At 72.8% G+C, this 25,109-nt stretch carries 21 protein-coding genes and 5 tRNA genes; 14 read left to right on the forward strand and 12 right to left on the reverse strand.

The features are described 5' to 3' along the window. The first annotated feature begins 211 nt into the window (after nucleotides 1-211). From PS271_RS12975 to PS271_RS13020, 10 genes are all read left to right on the forward strand, one after another. Nucleotides 212-529 (forward strand): histone-like nucleoid-structuring protein Lsr2, encoded by a 318-nt coding sequence (locus PS271_RS12975; protein WP_398382065.1) that lies wholly within the window; start codon nucleotides 212-214, stop codon nucleotides 527-529. Between the two features lie 181 nt (nucleotides 530-710). Then, nucleotides 711-782, forward strand: a tRNA-Gly gene (locus PS271_RS12980). A 45-nt stretch (nucleotides 783-827) separates the two neighbouring features. After that, a tRNA-Gly gene (locus PS271_RS12985) sits at nucleotides 828-899 on the forward strand. Between the two features lie 46 nt (nucleotides 900-945). Continuing rightward, nucleotides 946-1,017: transfer RNA gene (locus tag PS271_RS12990), tRNA-Gly, on the forward strand. Between the two features lie 79 nt (nucleotides 1,018-1,096). Then, nucleotides 1,097-1,172: transfer RNA gene (locus PS271_RS12995), tRNA-Gly, on the forward strand. A gap of 156 nt (nucleotides 1,173-1,328) precedes the next feature. Continuing rightward, a complete protein-coding gene (locus tag PS271_RS13000) occupies nucleotides 1,329-2,342 on the forward strand; it encodes an ABC transporter ATP-binding protein (protein ID WP_398382066.1) in 1,014 nt (337 codons plus the stop codon). After that, the gene (locus tag PS271_RS13005; RefSeq protein WP_398382067.1) at nucleotides 2,342-3,118 is read left to right on the forward strand and encodes an ABC transporter permease; all 777 of its coding nucleotides are present in this window, start codon (nucleotides 2,342-2,344) and stop codon (nucleotides 3,116-3,118) included. Before PS271_RS13000 ends, PS271_RS13005 begins: the two co-directional genes overlap by 1 nt. A 67-nt stretch (nucleotides 3,119-3,185) precedes the next feature. Beyond that, complete coding sequence (locus tag PS271_RS13010) at nucleotides 3,186-4,499, forward strand: sensor histidine kinase (RefSeq protein WP_398382068.1); 1,314 nt, start codon at nucleotides 3,186-3,188, stop codon at nucleotides 4,497-4,499. After that, entirely contained in the window at nucleotides 4,496-5,125 is a 630-nt protein-coding gene (locus PS271_RS13015; RefSeq protein ID WP_398382069.1) for a response regulator, read from the forward strand. The genes PS271_RS13010 and PS271_RS13015 overlap by 4 nt, the downstream gene beginning before the upstream one ends. Before the next feature lie 34 nt (nucleotides 5,126-5,159). After that, a tRNA-Gly gene (locus PS271_RS13020) sits at nucleotides 5,160-5,235 on the forward strand. A gap of 78 nt (nucleotides 5,236-5,313) precedes the next feature. On the opposite strand, the gene PS271_RS13025 is transcribed toward PS271_RS13020, so the two are convergent. From PS271_RS13025 to purD, 6 genes are all read right to left on the reverse strand, one after another. Beyond that, nucleotides 5,314-6,642 carry a HAMP domain-containing sensor histidine kinase gene (locus PS271_RS13025; protein WP_398382070.1) on the reverse strand — a complete coding sequence of 443 codons (1,329 nt, stop codon included), beginning with the start codon at nucleotides 6,640-6,642 and terminating at the stop codon, nucleotides 5,314-5,316. Nucleotides 6,643-6,758: 116 nt separating this feature from the next. After that, nucleotides 6,759-7,457: a response regulator transcription factor gene (locus PS271_RS13030; protein ID WP_398382071.1), complete on the reverse strand. Its 699-nt coding sequence runs from the start codon at nucleotides 7,455-7,457 to the stop codon at nucleotides 6,759-6,761. Nucleotides 7,458-7,692: 235 nt separating this feature from the next. After that, a complete protein-coding gene (locus PS271_RS13035; RefSeq protein ID WP_398382072.1) occupies nucleotides 7,693-8,592 on the reverse strand; it encodes a phosphoribosylaminoimidazolesuccinocarboxamide synthase in 900 nt (299 codons plus the stop codon). 80 nt (nucleotides 8,593-8,672) lie between these two features. Beyond that, on the reverse strand, nucleotides 8,673-10,199 hold the full coding sequence (locus PS271_RS13040) for a N,N-dimethylformamidase beta subunit family domain-containing protein (protein ID WP_398382073.1): 1,527 nt from the start codon (nucleotides 10,197-10,199) through the stop codon (nucleotides 8,673-8,675). A gap of 212 nt (nucleotides 10,200-10,411) precedes the next feature. After that, nucleotides 10,412-12,100, reverse strand: coding sequence for a hypothetical protein (locus PS271_RS13045; RefSeq protein WP_398382074.1), 1,689 nt, complete (start codon nucleotides 12,098-12,100; stop codon nucleotides 10,412-10,414). Between the two features lie 509 nt (nucleotides 12,101-12,609). Beyond that, a complete protein-coding gene (gene purD / locus PS271_RS13050) occupies nucleotides 12,610-13,860 on the reverse strand; it encodes a phosphoribosylamine--glycine ligase (protein WP_398386828.1) in 1,251 nt (416 codons plus the stop codon). A gap of 307 nt (nucleotides 13,861-14,167) precedes the next feature. Here purD and PS271_RS13055 point away from each other — a divergent pair, with 307 nt between their 5' ends. After that, complete coding sequence (locus PS271_RS13055) at nucleotides 14,168-14,899, forward strand: SLATT domain-containing protein (RefSeq protein ID WP_030367034.1); 732 nt, start codon at nucleotides 14,168-14,170, stop codon at nucleotides 14,897-14,899. Between the two features lie 39 nt (nucleotides 14,900-14,938). Here the strand turns inward: PS271_RS13055 and PS271_RS13060 are convergent, their stop codons facing one another. From PS271_RS13060 to PS271_RS13070, 3 genes are all read right to left on the reverse strand, one after another. After that, entirely contained in the window at nucleotides 14,939-15,589 is a 651-nt protein-coding gene (locus PS271_RS13060) for a putative DNA-mimic protein (protein ID WP_106677582.1), read from the reverse strand. Between the two features lie 118 nt (nucleotides 15,590-15,707). Continuing rightward, on the reverse strand, nucleotides 15,708-16,382 hold the full coding sequence (locus tag PS271_RS13065; protein WP_398382075.1) for a GntR family transcriptional regulator: 675 nt from the start codon (nucleotides 16,380-16,382) through the stop codon (nucleotides 15,708-15,710). A gap of 204 nt (nucleotides 16,383-16,586) precedes the next feature. After that, complete coding sequence (locus PS271_RS13070) at nucleotides 16,587-17,942, reverse strand: aspartate aminotransferase family protein (RefSeq protein ID WP_398382076.1); 1,356 nt, start codon at nucleotides 17,940-17,942, stop codon at nucleotides 16,587-16,589. A gap of 330 nt (nucleotides 17,943-18,272) precedes the next feature. On the opposite strand from PS271_RS13070, the gene PS271_RS13075 reads away from it, so the two are divergent. Next, nucleotides 18,273-18,476: a cold-shock protein gene (locus tag PS271_RS13075; protein ID WP_030367030.1), complete on the forward strand. Its 204-nt coding sequence runs from the start codon at nucleotides 18,273-18,275 to the stop codon at nucleotides 18,474-18,476. A 134-nt stretch (nucleotides 18,477-18,610) separates the two neighbouring features. Then, nucleotides 18,611-20,458 (forward strand): serine/threonine-protein kinase, encoded by a 1,848-nt coding sequence (locus PS271_RS13080; protein ID WP_398382077.1) that lies wholly within the window; start codon nucleotides 18,611-18,613, stop codon nucleotides 20,456-20,458. Between the two features lie 77 nt (nucleotides 20,459-20,535). Here the strand turns inward: PS271_RS13080 and PS271_RS13085 are convergent, their stop codons facing one another. Next, nucleotides 20,536-21,822: an adenylosuccinate synthase gene (locus tag PS271_RS13085; RefSeq protein WP_030367028.1), complete on the reverse strand. Its 1,287-nt coding sequence runs from the start codon at nucleotides 21,820-21,822 to the stop codon at nucleotides 20,536-20,538. A 265-nt stretch (nucleotides 21,823-22,087) separates the two neighbouring features. On the opposite strand from PS271_RS13085, the gene PS271_RS13090 reads away from it, so the two are divergent. Next, a complete protein-coding gene (locus tag PS271_RS13090; protein ID WP_398382078.1) occupies nucleotides 22,088-23,065 on the forward strand; it encodes a diacylglycerol kinase in 978 nt (325 codons plus the stop codon). Between the two features lie 59 nt (nucleotides 23,066-23,124). Here PS271_RS13090 and PS271_RS13095 read toward each other — a convergent pair whose 3' ends face one another. Beyond that, nucleotides 23,125-23,784 carry a response regulator gene (locus PS271_RS13095; protein WP_398382079.1) on the reverse strand — a complete coding sequence of 220 codons (660 nt, stop codon included), beginning with the start codon at nucleotides 23,782-23,784 and terminating at the stop codon, nucleotides 23,125-23,127. Continuing rightward, entirely contained in the window at nucleotides 23,781-25,061 is a 1,281-nt protein-coding gene (locus PS271_RS13100) for a sensor histidine kinase (protein WP_398386829.1), read from the reverse strand. Before PS271_RS13100 ends, PS271_RS13095 begins: the two co-directional genes overlap by 4 nt. Nucleotides 25,062-25,109 lie beyond the last annotated feature (48 nt).

Genomic DNA, 25,109 nt, shown 5'->3' on the forward strand with positions numbered 1-25,109 from the left:
CATCGACGCCCAGGACGCCCTGGAAAAATCCCGGGAAAAACGTACGGTCCTGATTGCGAAGGGGCGCCCGGACAGAATTAACTGGGCTTCACTTTGAATGCCCCTCGTTGTACAAATGAATAACCATTGACCAGGAACGGATCCGGAACATCCGGAACCAGTGCATCTGCGCAGTTCACCGCGGGGATGCCCGCCGAAAGGACCGATATTCGTGGCACAGCGCGTAGTGGTCACACTCTCCGACGACATCGACGGCGGGGAAGCCGCGGAGACGGTTACCTTCGGCCTCGACGGCAAGTCGTACGAGATCGACCTGAACACTGCCAATGCGAAGAAACTGAGGGCGGTCCTCACGCCTTACCTGGAGGCGGGCCGCAAGCAGTCCCGCTCCGGCAAGGCCTACCGCCGCACCTCTGTCGCCCCCGACCCCGCGGCGGTCCGCGCCTGGGCGCGCTCGCACGGCATGGACGTGCCGCCGCGCGGCCGCATCCCCAAGCGCGTGTACGAGGCCTTCAACTCCGCCGAGTAAGCCGCGCACTCAGCTGCTTCCGAGGTGCTTCCGAGCCGCCCGCAAGGGCCCCGGCGGGCCGTCGCCGGGCCGCCCCCGGGGCCGGCCGCCGGGCCGATTTGCCAAGCACCCCGGATGATCAGCTAGAGTCTGGATCACGCCGAGGGGCGAGGCCGGGAAACCGGACGAAACCCCAGGTCACGCGGGTGTAGCTCAGTAGTAGAGCGCCCCCTTTCCAAGGGGGAGGCGCAGTGTGCGATTCCTGTCACCCGCTCTGAACGTCCTCCGGTCACATCTGTGACCGGCCGGGACGGATCATGCGGGTGTAGCTCAGTAGTAGAGCGCCCCCTTTCCAAGGGGGAGGCGCAGTGTGCGATTCCTGTCACCCGCTCTGATCGCTTGAAGGTCCACTTCTGTGGTCCGGACCGGCGATCCTCGCGGGTGTAGCTCAGTAGTAGAGCGCCCCCTTTCCAAGGGGGAGGCGCAGTGTGCGATTCCTGTCACCCGCTCTCATCACGGTTACCGGCCACGGAAGTGGATCAGGTAGAGTGATGCACGCGCCGCCTGGTGAAGGCCAGTCGGAGGCATGCGGACGTAGCTCAGTTGGTAGAGCACCACCTTGCCAAGGTGGATGTCGCGAGTTCGAGTCTCGTCGTCCGCTCCAGTACGAAGGCCCCGGTCATTGCGACCGGGGCCTTCGGCGTTCCCGGGGCTCCGGCTCCGGCGTTTCCCCAGGGGCTCCGGCGCTGATGACATTCGTCATCCGAACTCATGACAGGTCGCACTGACCTCCGTCCGGATCCGGCGGGAGGCTTGGGACATGGACATCGGGGACAGTGTGATCGACGTCTCGGGGCTGCGCCGCCGCTACGGCCCGGCCGGAGACAAGGGATTCGAAGCGGTGCGGGACGTCTCCTTCACCGTGGCGCGCGGCGAGTTGTTCGCCCTGCTCGGCACGAACGGCGCGGGCAAGACCTCCACGGTCGAGCTGCTGGAAGGGCTTGCGAAGCCGACCGCGGGCGAGGTGCGGGTGCTCGGGCACGATCCGTATGAGGAGCGGGGCGCCGTGCGGCCCCGGATCGGGGTGATGCTCCAGGAAGGTGGCTTCCCCGCGGACCTGACCGTCATGGAGACGGTCCGGATGTGGGCCGGCTGCACCACCGGGGCCCGGCCCGTGGCGGAGGCCCTGGAGCTGGTCGATCTCCCCGGCCGCAAGAACGTCCGCGTCAAGCAGCTCTCCGGCGGCGAGCGCCGCCGCCTCGATCTCGCGCTCGCCCTCCTCGGCCGCCCCGAGGTCCTCTTCCTCGACGAGCCGACCACCGGCCTCGACCCCGAGGCCCGGCACAACACCTGGGATCTGGTGCGCAGGCTGCGCGCCGAGGGCACCACGGTGCTGCTCACCACGCACTATCTGGAAGAGGCGGAGGCCCTCGCCGACCACCTGGCGATCATGCGCGAGGGGCGGATCGTCACGTCCGGGACGCCGGAGACCGTCATCGGCAGCTATCCCGCGCGGATCCGCTTCGCGATGCCGGTGGGCTGGTTCGTGGGCGATCTCCCGCCCCTCGCCGCCCTGGGCGTCGTGCGGCACGAGGAGGACCGCGGGCGCATAGAGCTCCAGACCCACGAATTGCAGCGGACGCTGACCGGGCTGCTGCTCTGGGCCCGGGACAAGGACGTCGAGCTGGAGGGCCTCGACGCCAGGACCGCCTCGCTGGAGGAGGCGTTCCTGGCCATAGCGGGCGCGAGTCCGGCCGACGGCCCCTCGGAGCCGGGGGCGGGTCTCGTCGGTGCCGACCTTGGTAGGGATTCTGTCGCGGGAAGGAACGCGTGATGGCGATGGCCGTGTCGATATCGGTGCCGCGGATGATGGCGCTGGGCCGGGCGGAGTTCACCCTCCTCGGGCGGAACAAGATGGCGCTCTATGTGGCGCTGCTGATGCCCGTGATGATGGTGTGGGCCATGCGGCGCGCCATCGGTGAGATCGACCTCGGCGAGGCCGGCATGTCGGTCAATGAGGTCGCCCTGACCGGCGCCTTCGGCTACATCCTGCTCTTCGCCGTCTACCAGCACCTGGTCAGCGCCTATGTGGCGCGCCGTGAGGAGCTGGTTCTCAAGCGGCTCCGGACCGGCGAGACCAGCGACGCCGAGATCCTGACCGGCACGGCGCTGCCGGCGGTGGCCGTGGCCCTGGCGCAGTGCGTCCTGCTGGTCGTGGCGGGCGTGCTCTGGCTGGATCTGCGGGCGGTCGCCCGGCCCGATCTGATGGCGGTCGGGCTCCTGCTCGGCCTGGCCATGTCCATAGCCCTGGCCGCGGTGACCACGAGCTGGGCGAAGACGGTGCAGGGCTCCCAGCTGGTGACCTCGCCGCTGATGCTGATATCCGTGGCGGGCTCGGGGCTCATGGTGCCGCTGGAGGCCATGCCGGGCCCCATGGCCGACGTCTGCTCAATGCTGCCGCTGACGCCGGTGATCCAGCTGGTGCGCGGCGGCTGGCTGGGCGGGATGAGTGCCCATGAGGCCGGGGGCGCGATCATCACCGGCATTGCCTGGACAATAGTGGCCGCGTACGGCGCCCGGCGGTGGTTCCGGTGGGAGCCGCGGCGGTAGCCGTGGGGAAATGGCCGTGAGGCAGCGGCCGCAGAGCAGTGACGAGTATGTGCAAGGGGGCGGGGCCATGGGCCTGTGGACGCGGGTGCAGGAGTGGCGGGGCCGCAGCAGGGTCGCCAAGCTCGACAGCTATTTGCGGTGGACCCTCTACGTCTTGCCTGTCGTGCTCCCCGCACTCGGCACGGCCGGTGTGGTCGCGGACTCCGGTCTCACGCGGCCGTGGGTCCTGGCTCTGGGCGGGGTCTTCACCTTCCAGGGCGTCCTGGGGATCTCCATATTCCGCCGCTCCCTCGACCATTACCTGTGGAAGAAGCCCGCCCCCTGGTGGCCGCTGGCCGTACAAGGGCTGCTGTTCGTCGCGGCGATGGCCTGCATGACGATCTCGTTCGGCACTTACGGCAATGAGTACGGCTCCACGATCGGCCTGTTCCTGTGGAACGGCAGCCTGTCGGTCTTCGGTCCGCTCACCCTGCTGGTCCGCAAGCTGCGCAGGTTCGTGGGCGGGTGCGCCGCCGCAGCGCTGTTGCTGGGTCTCGGCGTGCTGGCGATCGGCGCCGACTGGGGGGCCGCGGCCGCCCTGACGGGATCGGTGCTGTTCCTCACGCTGTGGTGCGTCTACGTCGTGCGGTCGTCGGGCTGGATGCTGCGTGTCACGTGGGAGCTGGAGGAAGCGCGGGAGGCGCAGGCGCGGCTGGCGGTCGCGGAGGAGCGGCTGCGGTTCGGCCGGGATCTGCACGACGTCCTCGGCCGGAACCTCGCGGTGATCGCGCTCAAGAGCGAGCTCGCCGTCCAGCTGGCCCGGCGGGGCTCGCCCGCCGCGGTGGACCAGATGATCGAGGTCCAGCGCATGGCCCAGGACTCGCAGCGCGAGGTCCGGGAGGTCGTGCGCGGCTACCGCGAGGCGGATCTGCACACCGAGCTGGTGGGCGCGCGGGGCGTGCTCTCCGCCGCGGACATCGAGTGCCGCATCGACGACACGGTGGGCAAGACCCTGCCGCCCGCGGTGCAGTCGGTCCTGGCGTGGGTCGTCCGGGAAGGCACCACCAATGTGCTGCGGCACGCGGACGCCGAGCGGTGCGCCGTACGGCTGAGGGTCGCGGCGGAGGCGAAGGCCGTTCTGGTCATGGAGAACAACGGCGTGCGGGAGCCGGACCGGGATCCGGGGTCGGGGAGCGGCTCCGGGCTGGCGGGCTTGCGGGAGCGGCTCACGGTGCTGGGCGGCACGCTGACGTACGAGCACCGCGCGAACGCGACGTTCCGGCTGACGGCGGAGGTGCCGCTGGAGGGGGTGCTGCCGGCGGATGCGGATGACGGTGCGGCCCCGGTGGGCGGGGCGCAGCGGATTACGGGCGGGGTTCCGGTGACGGGGGGAGCAATATGAGCGACGGCGTCAACATCACGCCGATCCGGGTCATGCTCGCGGATGACGAGCATTTGATCCGGGGCGCGCTGGCCGCGCTGCTGGGCCTGGAGGATGATCTTCAGGTGGTCGCCGAGGCGGCGGCGGGCCCGGAGGCGCTCGCGATGGCCCGGACGCACCGGCCGGACGTCGCGGTGCTGGATCTTCAAATGCCGGGGGCCGATGGTGTGATGGTGGCCACATCCCTGCGGGCCGAACTGCCGGCGTGCCGGACCATGATCGTGACGGGGCACGGCCGCCCCGGGCATCTGAAGCGGGCGCTGGAAGCGGGGGTGCGGGGGTTCGTGCCGAAGACCGTCTCGGCGCAGAAGCTCGCCGAGATCATCCGGACCGTGCACCGCGGAAGCCGGTACGTGGACCCGGAGTTGGCGGCCGACGCGATCAGCGCGGGTGACTCCCCGCTGAGCGCGCGCGAGGCCGAGCTGCTCGAACTGGCGGAGGGCGGGGCGCCCGTCGCGGAGATCGCGGAGCGGGCCTCGCTGACGCCCGGGACGGTCCGCAATTACCTCTCCTCGGCCGCCACGAAGCTGGGCGCGGACAACCGGCACGCCGCCGCGCGCATTGCGCGCTCTCAAGGTTGGCTATAGTTGTCCTCGCACCGCACGGAAACGCGCGGGGCATGCGGACGTAGCTCAGTTGGTAGAGCACCACCTTGCCAAGGTGGATGTCGCGAGTTCGAGTCTCGTCGTCCGCTCCAGTACGAAGGCCCCGGTCGTTGCGACCGGGGCCTTCGGCGTTTCCTGAGCTCCTGCGTCGGCGTTTCCCGGGGCCTCGCTCACGGGGCCGGGAAGCGGAGGCGGAAGAGGGCGCCGCCCGTGGGCGCCTGTTCCGCGGTCAGCTCGGCGCCGTGGGCGCGGGCGATCTGGCGGGCCATGGCGAGGCCCAGGCCGGAGCCGGGGAGGGCCCGGGCCTGGCGGGAGCGGTAGAAACGGTCGAAGACGTAGGGCAGGTCCTCGGCGGAGATGCCGGGGCCGTGGTCGCGGACGGTCAGGTCGAGCTGCCCGCCGCCCGTACGGGCCAGGCGCACCTCGACGGCGCCGCCGGGCGGGCTGAACTTGGCCGCGTTGTCGAGCAGGTTGGACAGCAGCCGGGCGAGGCGGGCCGGCACGGCCGGGACGGTGACGCCCTCCGGACCGGCCAGGTCCGCCGTGAAGACCGTGCCGGGCCAGTGGCCGCGCGCGTCGGCGACGCAGCGCTCCGCCAGCCGGTCGAGGCGCACGTCTTCCAGGAACTGCTGCGGCTCCTCGTCGCGGGCCAGCTCGATGAGGTCGTTGACCAGACCGGTGACCTCGCGGAGCTGGCGGCCGAGGGCCCCGGCGGCCCGCTCGCGCTGGGCCGGGGTGAGGCGCTCGGCGCGGGCGAGGAGCTCGGCGTTGGTGCGCAGCGCGGTCAGCGGAGTGCGCAGCTCGTGCGAGGCGTCGGCGACGAGGCGGCGCTGGGCGGCGACGGCTTCCTCCAGTTCGCCGAGCATCGTGTTGAAGCTGGCGGCGAGGCTGGTGATCTCGTCGTCGCGGCGGGCCTCGTAGGGGGCGAGCTCGATGCGGTGGGCGGGGTCGCGGGTGGCGGCGATGTGTTCGGCGGTGGCCGTGAGCCGGGTCACGGGGCGCAGAGACGTACGGGACGCGAAGTAGCCGAGGCCGGCGGCGAGCAGCACGCCCCCGCCGCCGACCGCGCCGAGCAGCAGGCCCGCTTGGCGCACGCCCTTGTCGACGGTGTCGGAGCGGACGGCGACCTGGAGGGCGCGGTGGCCCTTCATCGGGGTGGTCAGCATCCGCATGGCGTGGCCGTCGATGGTGATGTTGCTGTAGTGCTCGCCGAGCGTGCCGGCCGCGACGCGGCGGGTGGCGCCGGTCACGGGCAGCACGAGGCCGTCCTGGTGCGGGGCGGCCGGGTCGGCCTCGACGGTCTGCGCGCAGGCCGGGGCGGCGAGCCAGGTGCACTCGCCGTAGAGGGGGCCCGGCGGTTCGCTGCGGCTCTGCTGCGAGATGAGGGTCGCCTGCTGCTTGAGCTGGAGGTCGAGCTGGCGGCCGAGTTCGTAGCGGATGACGACGTAGGCGGCGGCCAGGACGCCCAGGGCGACGAGGGCGACGGCCACGGACGTCACGAGGGCGAGCCTCGCGCGGAGCGGCCTCCGGCCCAGGAGCCTTCTGCGCAGGGCCGTCGCTCTCACCGTGCCGCCTGCGCTGCGCGCACCGTCCGCGTTGCCTGCGCGCTGCGCGGTCACTGCTCCGCCAAGCGGTAGCCGACGCCGTGCACGGTGTGGACCAGGCGGGGCGCGCCGCCGGCCTCCAGCTTGCGGCGCAGGTAACCGACGTAGACGGCGAGGGAGTTGGAGTCCGGGCCGAAGTCGGTGCCCCACACGCGCTCCTGGATGAGCTCGCGGGGCAGCACCTGGCCCGGGTGGCGCATCAGGACGTCCAGCAGGGCGAATTCGGTGCGCGTGAAGTCGAGGGGCGTCCCGCCGCGGTCGCCTGTGCGGGTGGCCGGGTCGACGGTGAGGTCAGCGAAGGACAGGGTGCCGGTGTCCTGCCCGGCTGCCGGTTCCGCGGGGGCGGCGCGGCGCAGGAGGGCCCTGAGGCGGGCCAGGAGCTCGTCCAGGGCGAACGGCTTGACCAGGTAGTCGTCGGCTCCCGCGTCCAGGCCCGCGACGCGGTCGGCGACGGCGTCGCGGGCGGTGAGGACGAGCACGGGCGTACGGTCGCCCAGGGCGCGCAGCCTGCGGCAGACGGCGAGGCCGTCGAGGACGGGCATGGCCAGGTCGAGGACGATGGCGGCGGGCGGCGCGGCCGCGACGGCGGAGAGGGCCTCCAGGCCGTCGGCCGCGGCGCGGACCGCGTAGCCCTCGATGGTGAGGGCGTCGACCACGGCCGCCCGGACGTCGGGGTCGTCGTCGACGACGAGAACGGGCGTCTCGGCCATGTCGCCTCCGGCGGGGTTCTGTGGCGTCCGGGATGCCCTGGCGCCGCGCGGTGCCCCCAGCGGTCGGGGGCGCCCCCTGTGATGGGGGTGGCCCCCAGCTTGGCAGGGCTCTCTTAGAGAGCTCTTAGTTCGGCGCCGGATGCGTGGCGGGTGGCTGAGCGCCGTTGCGGCGGGAGAGAAGGCGATGCTCGCCCTTGCACGCCCGCCTCAAGCCTCCGGGCCCGGCCCCCGGTCCTCAGGACCAGCTCAGGCCCGTCAGGCGTTCGTACGCCTCGATGTACTTCGCGCGGGTGCGCTCCACGATCTCCTCCGGGAGCGCCGGCGGCGGCTGGTGGCCGTGGCGGTCCCAGCCCGAGGCCGGGGAGGTCAGCCAGTCGCGGACGAACTGCTTGTCGTAGGACGGCTGCGCCCGCCCCGGCTGCCACTCGTCCGCCGGCCAGAAGCGGGACGAGTCGGGGGTGAGCACCTCGTCCGCGAGGACGAGCTCGCCGCCGGCGAAGCCGAACTCGAACTTGGTGTCGGCGAGGATGATGCCCCGGTCGCGGGCGACGTCGCGGGCCCGCCCGTAGACGGCGAGGGTCGTCTGCCGCAGCAGGGCCGCCGTCTCGGCGCCGGTCTGCCGGGCCACCTCCTCGTAGCTGACGTTCTCGTCGTGCTCGCCGACCTCCGCCTTCGTGGCGGGCGTGAAGATCGGGGAGGGCAGCTCGGAGCCGTCGGTGAGGCCCTCGGGGAGGGCGAGCCCGCACACCGTGCGCGTCTGCTGGTACTCGGTGAGCCCGGAGCCGGTCAGATAGCCGCGGGCCACGCACTCCACCGGCACCATGTCGAGCGCGCGGCAGACGAGCGTGCGGCCCTCCCAGGCGGCGGGGGCGCCGGCGGGCAGGTCCGTGGAGAGGACGTGGTTGGGGGCGAGGTCGGTGAGCTGGTCGAACCACCACAGGGACAGCTGGGTGAGGACCCGGCCCTTGTCGGGGATCTCGGTGGGCAGCACCCAGTCGTAGGCGGAGATGCGGTCGGAGGCGACCATGACCAGATTGCCGTCCGGGTCGCGGTAGAGGTCGCGGACCTTGCCGGTGTGCAGATGCACAAGGCCCGGCACCTCGATCGGCTCGGGCTTCTCTACGAATCCGGACACGCGTCCTCCTGGTGGTTTGTCCAAGCACCACGATTCTGCCGTACGGGCCCGGACCTCCGCGGAGGAGGGTCCGGCGAGGGTCAGCAGCGCTTGCAGATGCGGTCCAGGAGATTGGCCGTGGCCCGCTGGATCCGGGTGTCGGTGTGGCCCGGCCGGTCCAGGGCCGGTGACCAGGCGAAGGTGCCCGCGGCGAAGACCAGGGCGCCGCTCGGGGCGCGGTAGAGGGACGTCTCCTGATGGCGCTTGTTGCCCTCGCTGTCCAGGTACGGCGAGTGGGCCAGGAGGATGCGGCGCGTGTGCTCGGGCAGGGCCGTCCGGGGGTAGTAGCGGTCGGCCTCGCCGGCGACGAGGCCGGGGAGCTCATCGCCCTCGCCGGCGCCGGTGGCGTCCCACAGCCAGTGGTCGGCGTTGCGGACGACCATGGGGGCGGGCTCGGGGACGCGCCCCGCGTACTGGATGCCCAGGAGCTGCTGCTCGGCGGGCGAGATGTCGCGCCAGAGCGCGGAGCGGCCGGGGCCGCGGTGCTTCCGGCAGGTCATGAGGTGGTCGGGGCCGGCCGGCGAGGGGGCGAGCTCGACCTGCCAGTACATGGTGTTGGCGGAGAGGAAGACCAGCGACGTGCCGGAGTCGCGGGCGAGCTCGGCGGCCCGGCGCATGGCCGGCGACCAGTACTCGTCGTGGCCGGGGAAGACCAGGCCGCGGTAGCGGGAGGGGTCGACACGGCCCGCGTGGAGATCGCGGGTGTCCGCGTAGGCGAGGTCGTAGCCGTAGCGCTCGGCCCAGCGGATGAAGTCGTACGCGTGGCCCACGTGCAGCGGCAGGCCCGCGCCCGCGAAGGGGCGGTCGAAGGAGACGGTGGTGGCCGCGCCCTCCTCACCGAGCAGCCCGCCGCGCTCGTCCCAGGCGTGGTAGAGGCTCGCGCCCGTGCGGCCGTCCTCGGGGTAGAGGTTGTAGGCCTGCCAGGTGATGTCGGGCAGGACGAGCAGCAGGTCCGCGGGGTGGGTGTCGCGGACGAGGAAGGGGATGTGGCTGCGGTAGCCGTCGGCGGTGGTCAGGACGGCCACGTAGGCGCCGAGGCTCCAGTAGCTGGGGATCTGGAGGCGCCAGGAGAGCCACCAGTGATGGCAGGAGACCGTGCGGTCGACGGTGAGCGGCGGGGGCTGGACGATGCCGGACAGCCGCGGACTGGTGGTGATCTTCGAGGCGCCGTCGCCCGCGTAGTGGCCGATGCGGTAGACGTCCACGCCGAACTGCTGCGGCGGATCCACGGTGATGCGGAAATCTATGGCCTCGCCGGGGGCGACGGCGCTGTTGGACGCGAAGCCCTTGATCTGGAGGTGGACGTCATCGGCGGTGCGCGGGCCGCTGCCGCGGGGGGCGGGGACACGGCCTCTGCCGCGCCCCCCGCCGGATCTGCCCGTGCCCGCTCCCGGCCCCCCGCCGCCGCGGTCCGGGACGGGGTTCACGTACCAGGGGATGATCTGGCCCGTGTCGTCGAAATAGTGCTCGCTGCCGCGCAGCCAGGGCAGCGGGCCCTGGCCGAAGGGGTCGGACACGGCGTGCGCGAGTGCCCCCGACTCCCAGCGGCGGATCTGGTCCATCCCCATGCGTGCTCCCTCCCCTACGTCCCCCGACGCCTGCTGAATTCCGCTTTCCCCTGGCCGGATCCCGGTGCCCCGGGCGCGGCTCACTGCAGTCACTGGCGCACAGCAGCCCCCAGCACATCACATACTGCGCCCGTCTCGTCACTGCTCGTCGCGAAATTCCCCGGTAAGTGACAGGGCGAAGGATCACCGAGTGTCACGGGGCTCACCGTGCGTCACACCAGGCGGACGGGCTTCTCGGGGCGGACCCCTACCTCGCCGAGCCAGGCGCGCAGCGGCGCGTCGTCGCCGTCCTCGATCAGGCTGACGACCGTGGGGGCGAGGCCCGGGCGGCGGGCGCCGCCGACCAGCAGGGCCGGGCCGTCGAGCCAGTCCAGGCCCGGGGCGGCGCCGGCGGTGTCCACGGCGGCGCAGCAGACCATGGCCGTCACGTGGTCGGCGAGGAGCTCGCGGCCGCTGCGGGGCGGCTGGAGCGGGAAGAGGGGCGCGAGGCCGTCCACCCAGGGCTCGGCCGTGGCCGCGGCGCCGAAGGCCCGCTGCCGGGCCGTGAGCGCCTCCTGGGCGGCCTCCCGGGCCACCTCGGCACCGAGCCGGGCGCCCAGCTCCTCCGCGACCCCGTCGGCGGACGGGCCCGCCAGCCGCTCCAGGACCCGGGCGACGGTGGGAGCGGGGGCCATGCCCGCCGGGGCCGCGGGGACGGGGGTGAGGGCCGGCAGGGCGTCCACGACGTCGAGGACGCGGTGCAGGCGGGCGGCCTCCAGCCGCCACTTACGGTCCACGACCTCCTCCGGATACTGGCTCCAGGCCACCGGCAGCCAGCCCGGGCCCGTGTCGGGCGGGCCGCCGTGGAAGAGCCGGGCCGCCAGCAGGGACGCGGCCTCGTCGATCGCGCCGGGCTCCTCCAGCAGATCGCAGGCCGGGCGCTCGCCCAGCCGGGAGGCGAAGCCCTCCGCGAGGCGGTCGCGGCGGGAGAGCTCGGTGAGCGCGGAGACGACGCCCGCGTCGAGGCGGGAGGGCCAGCGGCCCATGCGCCAGGCGGGCAGGGCGACCCTGTTGAGCAGCCGGTCCCAGCCGGCGTAGGCCAGGCCCACCTGCTCCTGGGCGACGATCCGCAGGCCGTAGTCCACGCTCTGGGCGCGCTCGGAGGCGGCCGCCGCGACCCCCCGCTCCATCTCGGCCGCGTGGCCCCGGCAGGAGCGCAGCAGCAGCCGGGCCAGGCCGCCGACGAACGCCAAGGCGGGCCGGCCCGCCGCGACCGCCACGGCGGCGTCCAGCCCGCGGACGAAGCGGCGGGCGGCGGCTATGTCGGGGTGGGCCGAGGGGCCCGTGCCCGCGACGACCGGCGCCAGCAGGGCGCGCAGCTCGGCGACGCGCATCCACCACAGGAACGGCGACCCGATCACCAGCACCGGCGCGGCCGCGGAACGGCGGCGCGGGCGCCGGGCGCGCGGCAGGCCGCTCGCCCCGCCGTGCGGCGAGGCGTGGGACGGGTGGGTGCGGTCCTCCAGCCAGCTGTCGCAGTCGGGAGTGAGGGCCATCGCCGACGGGGCCGGGACCTCCAGCCGCTCCGCGAGGTCGCGGACCAGGCGGTAGAGGTCGGGCGCCTTCTCCTCCGGGATGGGGACCGTGGGGCTCAGAGCCGGTCTCGCCCGGATCACCACGGCGGCCACCACGGCCGCGACGGCCAGGGCGAGGACCGCGGCACCGGCGAACGCCCAGCGGGCGGCGGACCATGCGCCGCCGTCCGGGATGCGGCCCATGGCGATGCCCGCCGCCAGCACGGCGGCGGCTGCCGCGGGCAGCAGGGCGACGGCCAGCGCGGCGCTGCGGATGCGCAGCACCGCGAGGGCTTGGGCGCGTGCGACGAGCACGCCTGCTTCCGGACCTGCCACGAGACCGATCACCCCCTGTTGCCAGTTTGTGCTCCGTCGGAACGCGGACCGAGGAGTGCGACAGCGGACGCAACGCCGGGGGGCGTTGCCTTTCCCCCCACTGTGGCACCGGCCTCTGACATCGCAATGCCGGTGGGCCAGTTGCCTGATGCCGGCACCACGGCACCGGCCTCTGCCCGGCACCGCGCTTGCGCCGCACCCTAGTTGGGGGTGGGGCGCGCGTCAGCTAGTTAGCCAACCGGTCACCCGATGGAATGGCTTTGGTCAAAGCCGGGGCCCTGGCCGGGCGGGCTCGACGTATACGGGGCGGCTCTACCGTCCGGTAGGGGCGTGCGGACGGGCTCGGCACGCCGCCGGTGCCTCCGAGCGGTAGTCCGGCACCGCCGGACACGTCGTGGGGGCTCGGCGCCGCTGCGGCGGAGAGTTCTTGCCTGCGGCAAGGAAGCGAACCAGCGAAAATCCCGCCGCCGCGGCGAGCGACCACCGACCAGCGTGACCGGCGGTGCCCGCCCGGCGCCGGCCTACGCCTCTTCCGAAGCCCGCGCAGCGATGTCCGTGCGGTGGTGGGAGCCGGCCAGGCGGATGCGGGAGAGCGACTCGTACGCACGCGTGCGGGCGTCCCCCAGGGACGGGCCCGTGGCCGTCACGGACAGGACGCGGCCGCCGGCGCTGACCACGTGCCCGTCGGCGTTCCGGGCCGTGCCCGCGTGGAGGACGTACGCGCCGTCGGTCTCCGCGGCCTCCTCCAGGCCCTCGATGACGTCGCCCGTGCGCGGCGTCCCCGGGTAGTTGTGCGAGGCGACGACGACCGTGACGGCGGCGCCGTCGCTCCACCGCAGCGGCGGCAGGGACGCGAGCGTCCCCGTGGCCGCGGCGTGCAGCAGCCCGGCCAGGGGCGTCTTCAGGCGGGCGAGGACGACCTGCGTCTCGGGGTCGCCGAAGCGGGCGTTGAACTCGATCACGCGGACGCCGCGCGAGGTGATCGCGAGGCCGGCGTAGAGCAGGCCGGAGAAGGGCGTGCCGCGGCGCCGCAGCTCGTCCACGGTGGGCTGGAGGACCGTGCGGAGGACCTCGTCGACGAGCTTGGGGTCGGCCCAGGGCAGCGGGGAGTACGCGCCCATGCCGCCCGTGTTCGGCCCCTCGTCGCCGTCGAGGGCGCGCTTGAAGTCCTGGGCGGGCTGGAGGGGGACGACGGTCTCGCCGTCGGTGATGGCGAAGAGGGAGACCTCGGGGCCGTCCAGGAACTCCTCGATCACGACGCGGCCGCAGGCCAGCGCGTGCTCGCGGGCGAGGCCGAGGTCGCTGGTGACGACGACGCCCTTGCCGGCGGCCAGGCCGTCGTCCTTGACGACGTACGGCGCGCCGAAGGCGTCGAGCGCGGTGTCGATCTCCGCGGGCGTGGTGCACACGTAGGCGCGGGCGGTGGGCACACCGGCCGCCGCCATGACGTCCTTGGCGAACGCCTTGGAGCCCTCCAGCTCCGCGGCCTGTGCCGAGGGGCCGAAGACGGCGAAACCCCGCTCGCGCAGGACGTCGGAGACGCCCGCGACCAGCGGGGCTTCGGGGCCGACGACCACCAGGTCCGCACCCAGGGACGCGGCGAGGCCGGCGACGGCCGCGCCGTCGAGGGCGTCCACCTGGTGCACCTCGGCGACCTCGGCGATCCCGGCATTGCCGGGGGCGCAGTGCAGCGCGGTGACGTCGGGATCGAGGGAGAGTGAGCGGCACAGGGCGTGTTCGCGGGCGCCGCCGCCGATGACGAGGACCTTCACACCGGTCACCCTATTGCCTCGTCGACTGATCGCTTTCCAGGGTCCGTACGACAAGACACCGAAAGACACCGAGCGCGGCGCAGAAACGTCACTGCGGCGGCCCCGCACGGCCGGGCGGCGGCCGGACGACAACGGCACGACCGTACCCCCGCCCCCGCGACCCACTCTTTCGGGTGATGTCGATCCGCGGCTTATACCGGATTCCTCAGCGCTTACGGGCGGAAAAGCAGCGATCTTGTCCCCAAGACCGACCGTTCGGCGGTAGGAAGGTGGCTCGCGATCCGCATGCGGCAGAGGGAGTGCACGGGTGAGCCAGCCGGAGATGCAGCCCGAGGGGCTCCCCCGCGAGCAGAGTGGGAGGCACCGTGGCGACCTGCGCGGCCGCACGTTCCCGCTCGGCGACTGGGGGGAGCCCGCGGAGCGTCTCGATGAGCTGTACCGCTGGGTGGAGAACGGCGCCCTGTACCTGGTCGACTGGTATCTGGCGGACCGCGCCTGGAAACGCCGGTGGGCACGCGCGCTGCGCATCGGCGCCGCGGCCTGCGCGGTGGTGGGCTCGGCCCTGCCGCTGCTCCAGCTGACGAACGTCGTCCGCACCGGCTGCGCCTGGGGCTTCCTGGTGCTGCTCGGGTCGGTCGCCTGCGTCGCCTGCGACCGCTACTTCGGCCTGACGTCCGGCTGGATGCGGGCCGTCGCCACGGCGCAGGCCGTGCAGCGCCGCCTGGAGGCCCTGCAGTTCGACTGGGCGTCGGAGTGCGTCCGCGAGGTGCTCGGCCCGACGGAGGGCACGGCCAGCGAGGCGGCCGAGCGCTGCCTGAGCGTCCTGCGCCGCTTCTCCGAGGATGTCTCCGAGCTCGTCCGGGCGGAGACCGCCGACTGGATGGTGGAGTTCCGCGCGGGGCCGACGCCGCTGCTCACGCAGTCGCTGGTGTCGTGGGGCCCCCGGGGAGAGGGCGGCGGCCCGCTGCCGCGCTTCCCGCTGCCCCCCGGCACCCGGCCGAACATGCCGCGGCAGCGGCCTCCGGAGTCCCCGCGCTGACACCAAGCAGCCCCAGCGGCCTCAGCCGTCTCAGCCGCCTCAGCTGAAGACGATCATCGACCCCTGGCCCAGACTGCGCGTCGCCGCGGCGTGCAGCCCCAGCCAGACGTGCCGCTCCCGCGCGAACGGGCTGTCGTCCTCCGGCCCCGGTGCCGCCCGCTCCTCCAGCCCCGTGGGCCGCTCCGGAGCGGCGGGCGCGGCAGGGGGGTTGTCGGGATCGATGCCCAGCACCGGTGCCACCGCGTGCAGTTCGCGCAGCAACCCCTGGCTCGATCCCAAGGGGCCCCCGCCCTCCAGCAGTTCGTCATTGGTCAGCGGGTGCGCGAAGTCCACCGGGACGTACGCCCCGGCGTGGTCGTAGTGCCACACCAGATGGGACTGCTGCGCCGTGGCCTCGAACATCTCCAGCAACTGCTCGTAGTCGCCGCCCAGTTCGTCCACGGGGGTGACGGCGAGGCCGCACAGGTTGAGCATGTGGGCGCGGCGCAGGAAGTGCAGCGCGTCGTAGTCGAAGCCCGCGACGGGCGCCACGTCCCCGGAGAGCCCCGGCATGTAGCCGAAGACGGGCACGGGCGGCAGTCCGGCCTCGCCGAGCGCCTTGTCGTACGCGGCGATCTCCTCGGCGAAGGGGTTGTCGGGGCTGTGGCACAGCACGTCGACGAGGGGGACCAGCCAGAGGTCACAGGCCACGTGAACTCACTCTCGTTCGCGACGACTCAAGACGGCTCAAGACGACTCACCGGACGACTCACCGGACGGCTCGTCGTGAGGCGATGGTCGAGCCAGAGTAGTGCTGCCGGGCCGGTTGTCATACCGGGCGGGAGGCCTCGATCAGTGCCAGGGAGTGCTGGTTGTACGCGGTGATGATCCGCTCGACTTCCCCGGCGTTCTGCCGGGCCACGGCCTCGACGAGTTCGCTGTGGCCGCTCCACAGGCGGCCCCGGAGGGTGGGCATCCGGCGCAGCAGCGGGACGGTGAAGACCCAGCCCTGCACGCGGACCGTATTGAGGAAGTCGGATATGTACGGGTTGCCGACGATTGCGGCGAGTTCGCGCCAGAAGCGGAGGTCGTAGCCGATGAGGATGTCCAGATCGCCCGCGGCGGCGGCCCGCGAGGCCTCCTCGGCCCGGCGCCGCACGGAGGCCAGCGCGGACGGGGTGACGGCGCCCAGCGCGCGGTCCGGGGAGCGGCGGAAGATGCCCTCGACGATCAGCGAACGGGCCTCGACCATGTCCCGGAAATCGGCGTACGTGAATTCGCGCACGCGGTAGCCCTTGTGCATTTCCACGCCGAGCAGCCCCTGCGCGCACAGGTCGAGCAGCGCCTCGCGCACGGGTGTGGCCGAGACGCCGTACTGCTCGGCGATCTCCTTGACCGTGAACTGGCGGCCCGCGGGGAGCCGCCCCGCTATGACCTCGTCACGCAAGGCATCGGCGATCTGCTCGCGCAGCGTCGTGCGTCTGACAGCCTCGCTGCCGGGCATCGGTCTCCGTCTCCCCTTCCCCGGCCGCGCGCCATGATGCGGGCGGCCCTCGCAAACGATATGCGAGGGCCGTCTTGGACAATATGGCCGTGCGCACAGGAACGGGGCACGGTACCCCATGAGGGTTGCGCCCTTACGAGTGGGCTCGGGCGGTTCGGCGCCGCCGGTCACCTTTTGTGACGGTTGTCCACGGGGGCGTACGCCTCAGACCGTGTACGCGTCCGCCACCGTGAGCGCCTCGTCCAGGGCCGCCAGGCCCTGCTTCGCCTCTTCCTCCGTGATCGTGCACGGCGGCACCACGTGGGTGCGGTTCATGTTCACGAACGGCCACAGGCCGTTCTTCTTGCAGGCGGCGGTGAACGCCGTCATCGCCTCGCCCGCCGCCGCGTACGGCACCAGCGGCTCGCGGGTGGCCCGGTCGCGGACCAGCTCCACGGCCCAGAAGGCGCCCAGGCCGCGCACCTCGCCGACGCTCGGGTGGCGGCCGGCGAGCTCGCGCAGGCCGGGGCCGAGGACCTGCTCGCCGATCCGGGCGGCGTTCTCCACGATGCCCTCCTCGGCCATGGCGTTGATCGTCGCCACGGCGGAGGCACAGGCCAGCGGGTGCCCGGAGTAGGTGAGTCCGCCGGGGTAGGGGCGCTCGTCGAAGGTGGCGGCGATCCCGGCGGAGATCGCGACGCCGCCGAGCGGCACGTAGCCGGAGTTGACGCCCTTGGCGAAGGTCAGCAGGTCGGGCACGACGTCGAAGTGGTCGGCGGCGAACCAGCGCCCCGTACGGCCGAAGCCCGCCATGACCTCGTCGAGGACGAACACGATGCCGTAACGGTCGCAGATCTCCCGCACACCGGGCAGGTAGCCGGGCGGCGGGACCATGATCCCGGCCGTGCCGGGAATCGTCTCCAGGACGATCGCGGCGATCGTGGCCGGGCCCTCGAACGCGATCGTGTCCTCAAGGTGTTGCAGCGCGCGCTCGCACTCCTCCTGCTCGCTGCCGGAGTGGAACGGCGAGCGGTAGAGGAAGGGCGCCCAGAAGTGCACGACGCCCGCCGAGGCGGTGTCGGAGGGCCAGCGGCGCGGGTCGCCGGTGAGGTTGATGGCCGCGGCGGTCGCGCCGTGGTACGAGCGGTAGGCGCTCAGCACCTTGGGCCGGCCGGTGTGCAGGCGGGCCATCCGCACGGCGTTCTCGACCGCCTCCGCACCGCCGTTGGTGAAGAAGATCTTGTCGAGGTCGCCGGGGGTGCGCTCGGCGATCAGCCGCGCGGCCTCGGAGCGCACGTCCACCGCGAAGCCCGGCGCGATCGTGCACAGCCGCGCCGCCTGCTCCTGGATCGCGGCGACCACCTTGGGGTGCTGGTGGCCGATGTTGGTGTTGACCAGCTGGGAGGAGAAGTCGAGGTAGCGGTTGCCGTCGTAGTCCCAGAACCAGGAGCCCTCGGCGCCCGCGACGGCCAGCGGGTCGATGAGGCCCTGCGCGGACCAGGAGTGGAAGACGTGCGCGCGGTCGGCGGCCTTGACGGCGGCGCCGGCGGCGGGGTCGGCTGCGGGGTGCGGGGTGCTCACGGTCGGCTCCCTGGTGCTCAGGCCGGGCTGGGGCTCTGGAACGGGCAACAGCCAGCGTAGGCAGGCCCGGACCGGCCCGACACCGGCACTGTGTATGGCTCTTGCCACGCCCGCCGACACACTGCCGGGCGGCGCGGCACGCCGCGTCGGCCGGGGAAATTCGCAAATTCCGCGAATGGGACGAGCCGCATGCTACGGTCGTTTTCCGTTGCAGTTATGGACCCGGTCATATGCGCGCCTGAAGGTCTGCGACCTTCAGGCGCTGTTGCGTTCGGCTGCGCTTTTTTAGGTGCCCGGAATTCAGGCACCGCCGCCATCGAGGAGATCATCTTGGCTACCGGCATCGTGAAGTGGTTCAACTCGGAAAAGGGATTCGGCTTCATCGCCCAGGACGGCGGCGGTGCCGACGTCTTCGCCCACTACTCGAACATCGCTACCCAGGGGTTCCGGGAGCTTCAGGAGGGCCAGAAGGTCACCTTCGACGTCACCCAGGGCCAGAAGGGTCCCCAGGCGGAGAACATCATTCCGGCCTGACCCCGCTTCCCGGCCCGCGCCGGGGTGCCCAGCGGTCCGGACCGGGGCCCCGTACTTTCCGTGTGCGGGGTCCCGGTTCTTTGTGGTCCCGCTATTCTCCGCAAGGAAACACGGGGGACACGGAGGACCTGACCATGGACGGCCTGAGGCTGGACGATCCACGCACACTCGGCGCGTACCGGCTGCTCGGGCGGCTCGGCGCGGGCGGCATGGGCCGCGTCTACCTGGCCCGCTCGGACCGGGGCCGCACGGTCGCCGTCAAGCTCGTCCACCGCGAACTGGCCGGCCAGGAGGAGTTCAGGCGCCGCTTCCGCCAGGAGGTGCGCAGCGCCCGCCAGGTCGGCGGCGAGTGGACGGCGCCCGTGCTCGACGCGGACACCGAGGCCGAAGTCCCCTGGGTCGCCACCGGCTACATCGCCGGGCCGTCCCTGCGGCAGGTCGTCGACCGGGACTTCGGGCCGCTGCCCGAGCGCTCCGTGCGCATCCTCGGCGCCGGTCTCGCGCGCGCCTTGCAGGCCGTTCACGCCGCGGGCATCGTCCACCGCGACCTCAAGCCGTCCAACGTGCTCGTCACCCTCGACGGCCCGCGCGTCATCGACTTCGGCATCGCCCGCGCCCTGGAGACCGTCGCTGACGGCGACGGCCTCACCCGTACCGGCGCGGCCGTCGGCTCCCCCGGCTTCATGTCGCCCGAGCAGGTGCGCGGCGGCGCGGTCACGCCCGCCAGCGACGTCTTCTGCCTCGGCTCCGTGCTGGCCTACGCGGCCACCGGCCGGATGCCGTTCGGCACGACCGACAGCGGCGTGCACGCCCTCATGTACCGGATCGCTGAGGAGGAGCCGGACCTGACCGGGGTGCCGGCCGGACTGCGCCCGCTCATCACGTCGTTCCTCGCCAAGGACCCGCAGGAGCGGCCGACGCCCGCGCAGGTCCTGGAGGTCACCGGCGTCGAGGAGGTGCTCGGCGACCTGCGCTCCGCGGAGCCCTGGCTGCCGAGCGGCCTCGTCGCCCAGCTCGGGCGGCACGCCGTGCAGTTGCTGAACGTGGAGGAGCCCGTACGGGACCCGGAGCCGGCGGGCGACGGGCACGCGCCGACGGCGATATCCCCGGCGGTGATATCCCCGGCGGCGGCACCCGCCGCGCAACCGCTGCCGCCCGCGCGGCAGGATCCGCCGACCGTCACCGCGGGGAGCACGCCTCCCCCGGCGGGGCACCCGTCGCATCCCTCGCCGCCGCCCGCGCCCGCCGCGGTCCCTTACGGATATCCGCAGCCGGGCCCGTACGGATCCGGCCACGCCCCCGGACACGCCCCCGGACACGCGCCCGGCTATGTCCCCGGCCCGCACGACTCGAGCGGCACGTACGTCACCGGTTACGTCCCCTACGGGCCTCCCGCGCCGCGCCGTTCGCGGGTGCCGGTCATCCTCGCCGCCGTGGTGGCCGGCGGGCTGATCGCGGGAGCAGGAACGGTCTTCCTGCTCAAGCAGAGCGGCGGGAAGGACGAGGTTTCCGGGGCGGCGAACTCCTCCTCGCGGGCCGCCTCCCCCGGCACCACGCCCCCGTCGGCCGCCCCGGCCACCGGGTCCGCGCCCGCGCCCGCCACGAGCCCCGGCACGGACGCCGGCGGGCCTCAGGCGTACGCCGGCACCTGGCAGTCCGGTTTCGGCAGCGGAACCCGCACCAACAGCCGGGCCATCACCATCTCGCGGGGCGCGGACACCGTCGTCACGATCGAGGGGAGCGGCGTGCTCGACGACGGCACGTCGTACACCTGCCAGTGGCAGACCACGGCGACCGGCGGCGGCACCGCCGGGAGCCCGCTGCACCTCGGCCCCTCCCGGGTCACCCGGGCGAACCCCGCCTCGGCCTGCCAGCCCGGCTCCGCCTCGGACCTCGTCCTCCTGCCGGACGGCCGGATGCGGCGCGACTTCGTCGACTCCGGCACGAAAGACGCCTCACTGGTCTACCGGAAAACCGGCTGATACCCGAAGATCACCTGAACGCGACGGCGCCCCGGTGGCCGAAAGCCACCGGGGCGCCGTGCGTCCGTGCAGGGTGCCTACGAAAGGAACGAGTTGATCTCGATCGTCTCGTCACGGCCCGGGCCCACGCCGATCGCGGAGATCGGCGCGCCCGACATCTCCTCCAGCGCCTTCACGTACGCCTGCGCGTTCTTCGGCAGGTCCGAGAAGGTCTTCGCCTTGGAGATGTCCTCGCTCCAGCCCGGCAGCATCTCGTAGACCGGCTTCGCGTGGTGGAAGTCGCTCTGGCTGTACGGCAGCTCCTCGACCCGCTTGCCGTCGATCTCGTACGCGACGCAGACCGGGATCTGCTCCCAGCCGGTGAGCACGTCGAGCTTGGTGAGGAAGAAGTCCGTCAGGCCGTTGACGCGGGTGGCGTAGCGGGCGATGACGGCGTCGAACCAGCCGCAGCGGCGGTCACGGCCGGTGGTCACACCGCGCTCGCCGCCGATGGTGCGCAGCGCCTCGCCGTCCTTGTCGAACAGCTCGGTCGGGAACGGACCGGCGCCGACGCGCGTGGTGTAGGCCTTGAGGATGCCGATCACGCGGTTGATCTTCGTCGGGCCCACGCCCGTACCCGTGCAGGCGCCGCCCGCGGTCGGGTTGGAGGAGGTGACGAAGGGGTACGTGCCGTGGTCGACGTCGAGCAGCGTGCCCTGGCCGCCCTCGAAGAGGACGACCTTGCCCTCGTCGATGGCGTTGTTCAGGATCAGCGTGGTGTCCGCGACGAACGGCTTGATCTGCTCGGCGTAGCCCAGCATCTCGTCGACGATCTGGGCGACGTCGATCGCGCGGCGGTTGTAGAGCTTCGCCAGGATCTGGTTCTTGAAGTCGAGGGCAGCCTCGACCTTCTGCGTCAGGATCGACTCGTCGTAGAGGTCCTGGACGCGGATGCCCACGCGGTTGATCTTGTCCGCGTAGGTCGGGCCGATGCCGCGGCCGGTGGTGCCGATCTTCCGCTTGCCGAGGAAGCGTTCCGTCACCTTGTCGACCGTCGTGTGGTACGGCGTGATCAGGTGCGCGTTACCGCTGAGCAGCAGCTTGGACGTGTCGACGCCGCGCTCGTTCAGCCCGCTCAGCTCGGAGAGCAGGACCGCCGGGTCGACGACCACACCGTTGCCGATGACCGGGGTGCACCCCGGCGAGAGGATCCCGGAAGGGAGGAGGTGCAGCGCGTATTTCTGGTCGCCGACGACCACCGTGTGGCCGGCGTTGTTGCCACCTTGGTAGCGCACCACATAGTCCACAGATCCACCGAGGAGATCGGTGGCCTTTCCCTTGCCCTCGTCACCCCACTGAGCACCGAGCAGCACAAGTGCGGGCACAGGCGTACACCCCTTCCGGGCGGGGCATGTCCAACGTGCGTGGTGGTGTCACCCCGCTTGCTCAGGGCGTACACCACCGCTAGAGCCGTCGAACCGGTGCCCCGGATAGACGAAGCCCCTGGCGCAACAGCGACAGGGGCTCTTGCACCGAGAGATTACCGAATATTTCGCTCGGGGGACGAACAGAAAGACCCAGGGCCCCGGGTCGCGACCGGGGGCCCGGGGGTCGTGCCCCGGGAAAAACAGCACCTGAGGAAGGACCGAGGTGTCGGCTCCAGACCCTGGCGAGCAGGCTCTGCTCGTGGTCATCGACCCGGTCGCCCGCCGCGTGGACGGCGAGTCCGTACGGATCGCGAGGGACGTGCTCCGCGGCGGCGCAGCGACCAAGATCTGTCTGCCGGAAGGGCCGGAGGAGGTCGAGCGCGCCCTGGCCCGGCGCGGCCGGCGGCGGCCGGTCGTCATCGGCGACGACCGCGCCCTGCTGCACGTGGTGACCGTCCTGCACCGCCGCCGCGAGCTGGCGGACGTCCCGGTGTCCGTCGTCCCTGTGGGGCCCCTGCCGGCCGTCTCCGTGGCGCGCAGGCTCGGGGTGCCCCTGGGGCCCGTCGCGGCCGCCCGGGCCGTCCTGGACGGCCTGGAGCGCCCTCTGGACGTGCTTGTGGACGACAGCGGCGGTGTGGTCCTCGGCGGGCTGTGGATCCCGGGCGCCGGTGACGGGCCGGACGCGCCCGCGGGGTCGCCGGTGCCGACTGGGCCGAACGGGTCTGCGGAGGCGGCCGAGGCCGGTGTGGAGGCCGTGGATCCGGCGGGTGCGGGGTCCGGCCCGGGTTGCGCCGGCGCGGAAGGCGTGCCCGGCAGAAGTGGCGAAGGTCACCAGCCGTGGTGGTCCCCGGCCGCGCGCACGGCACGGTCCGCGCTCACCCTGCTGACCGGCCCCGCGGCCGCCGGCCGCGTCTCCGTGCCCGGCTGCACCCGGCTGCGGATCGAGGCCGACGGGGTGCTGATCACCGACCTCGACCGGCCGGTCACCCGCGTCTCCCTGGACGCCGCGGGCGACGGCCTCGCGGAGCTCGCCGTCCACACCCACGACGCGGACGTCCCGCTGCGCTCGCGCGCCCGCCGCGTCACCGTTTCCGGGCCCGCGTTCCGCTACCGCGCGGACAACGTACTGGCGGGGCCGGTACGGCGGCGCACGTGGACGGCGGCGCCGGGTGGATGGCGGCTCACGCTGCCTCGCGTGTAGCCGTCCGGCGGCTTCGGCTTCACGTTCGGGGCGCGGTGGTCCGCCGTCGCGGCCGGCTCTCAGCCGCCCGGGGTCACCAGGCCCGCCTCGTACGCGAAGACCGCCGCCTGCGTCCGGTCGCGCAGGCCCAGCTTCACCAGGATGCGGCTGACGTGCGTCTTCACCGTGGATTCGGCGACCACGAGGTGCGCGGCGATCTCCGAGTTGGAGCGGCCCTGTGCGACGAGCACCAGGACCTCCGTCTCCCGCTCGGTCAGCTCGCCGACGCGCTCCTGCGTGGGCGGCTTGGGCGCGCCCAGCCGGGAGAACTCCTGGATGAGGCGCTTGGTGACCGTCGGCGCCAGCAGCGCCTCGCCGTCGGCGACCACGCGCACGCCGTCCGCGAGCTGCCGGGCGGAGGCGTCCTTGAGCAGGAAGCCGCTCGCCCCGGCCCGAAGCGCCTGGTAGACGTACTCGTCCAGGTCGAAGGTCGTCAGGACCAGCACCTTGGCGTCCGCGTCGGCGGCGACGATCTCCCGGGTGGCCTCCAGGCCGTTGAGCACGGGCATCCGGATGTCCATCAGGACGACGTCGGGGCGCAGGGTGGCGACCTTTTCCACAGCCTCCCTGCCGTCGACGGCCTCGCCCACGACCTCGATGTCGGGCATGGCGTTCAGCAGGACGGAGAAGCCCTCGCGGACCATCATCTGATCGTCAACGATCATCACGCGGATGGTCATGCGGCGGCCTCGCCCGGCTCCACGGGGAGGAACGCCGCGACCTCGTAGCCGCCGTCCTCCGTCGCCTCGGCCGTCATCGCGCCGCCGAGCATCGCCACGCGCTCGCGCATGCCGAGGACGCCGTGCCCGGCGCCGGGCGAGGGCTTCGCCAGCCGGTTCGGCGCGCCGTTGACGACCCGCAGGCCGAGCCCGCCCAGGACGTAGCTGACCTCGACGCGGGCCTCGGCGCCCGGCGCGTGCCGCAGGACGTTGCTGAGCGCCTCCTGGACGATCCGGTACGCCGACAGCTCCACGCCCTGCGGCAGCGGCCGCACGGCGCCCGTCGTGACGTGCTCGACGGGCAGCCCGGCCGAGCGGATGTTGGCGAGCAGCGAAGGCAGCGCTTCGAGGGTGGGCTGCGGGGCCTCCGGGTCGGCGAACGCCTCGGGGTTCTCCGACCGCACGACGCCGAGGATCCGGCGCAGCTCGGTCAGCGCCGCCACGGCGTTCTCCCGGATCGTCTGGAACGCGGCCGCGAGCTCGGGCGGGGTCTCCTGGACGCGGTACGGGGCGGCCTCCGCCTGGATGGCGACGACCGACATGTGGTGTGCGACGACGTCGTGCAGCTCCCGGGCGATGGTCGTGCGCTCCTCCAGCACGGTGCGGCGGGAGCGCTCGACCTCGGTGACGGCGGTCTGCTCGGCGACCTGCTGCTTGGTCTCGCGCAGCCCGCGCACGGAGAGCACGGCGATCATCACGACCGTGAACAGGGCGAACATCTCGAAGAGCTCGGAGCCCAGGTACGCGCCGTACGGGCGGAAGGCCTGGAGGAAGAACGTCAGGAAGATGCCGGACGCGGCGGTGAGCACCAGCATCTCGACCGCCACGCGCGGCCGCGTCCGCAGGGCCACGAACAGCACGACGATCAGGTGCGTGGCGAAGTTGACCGACGAGCCCATCCCGTAGCCGCTGAGGAAGACGCCCGAGAACAGCATCCCGCCCAGGGAGAGCCACCAGGCGCCGACCGGCCGGAGCATCGTCATGATCAGCGGTGCGCCGACGAACAGCCCCGCGTAGCCGAGCCCGGTCACGCCGCCTATGCGGTCGGCGGTCGCGAGCGTGACGAAGCACGCGAAGAGGGTGAGGGCACCGTGCGGGAACCAGCGTGCGTACCGCCGGGCGCGCACCGGCAGCCGGCGCACCCACCCGCGCTCGGTGGAGAGCGGCGGCAGCGGGCGGAACGCGAAGGCGTCGGTGAAGAGGTCCTCGCGCAGCCTGTGGAGGGCAGTCTTCGCCATGCGCAGCTCGTTGCCCGGATGGGTGTCGTGGATGTCGGTCACACCATC

It is taken from the genome of Streptomyces sp. SCA2-17, from assembly GCF_044336695.1.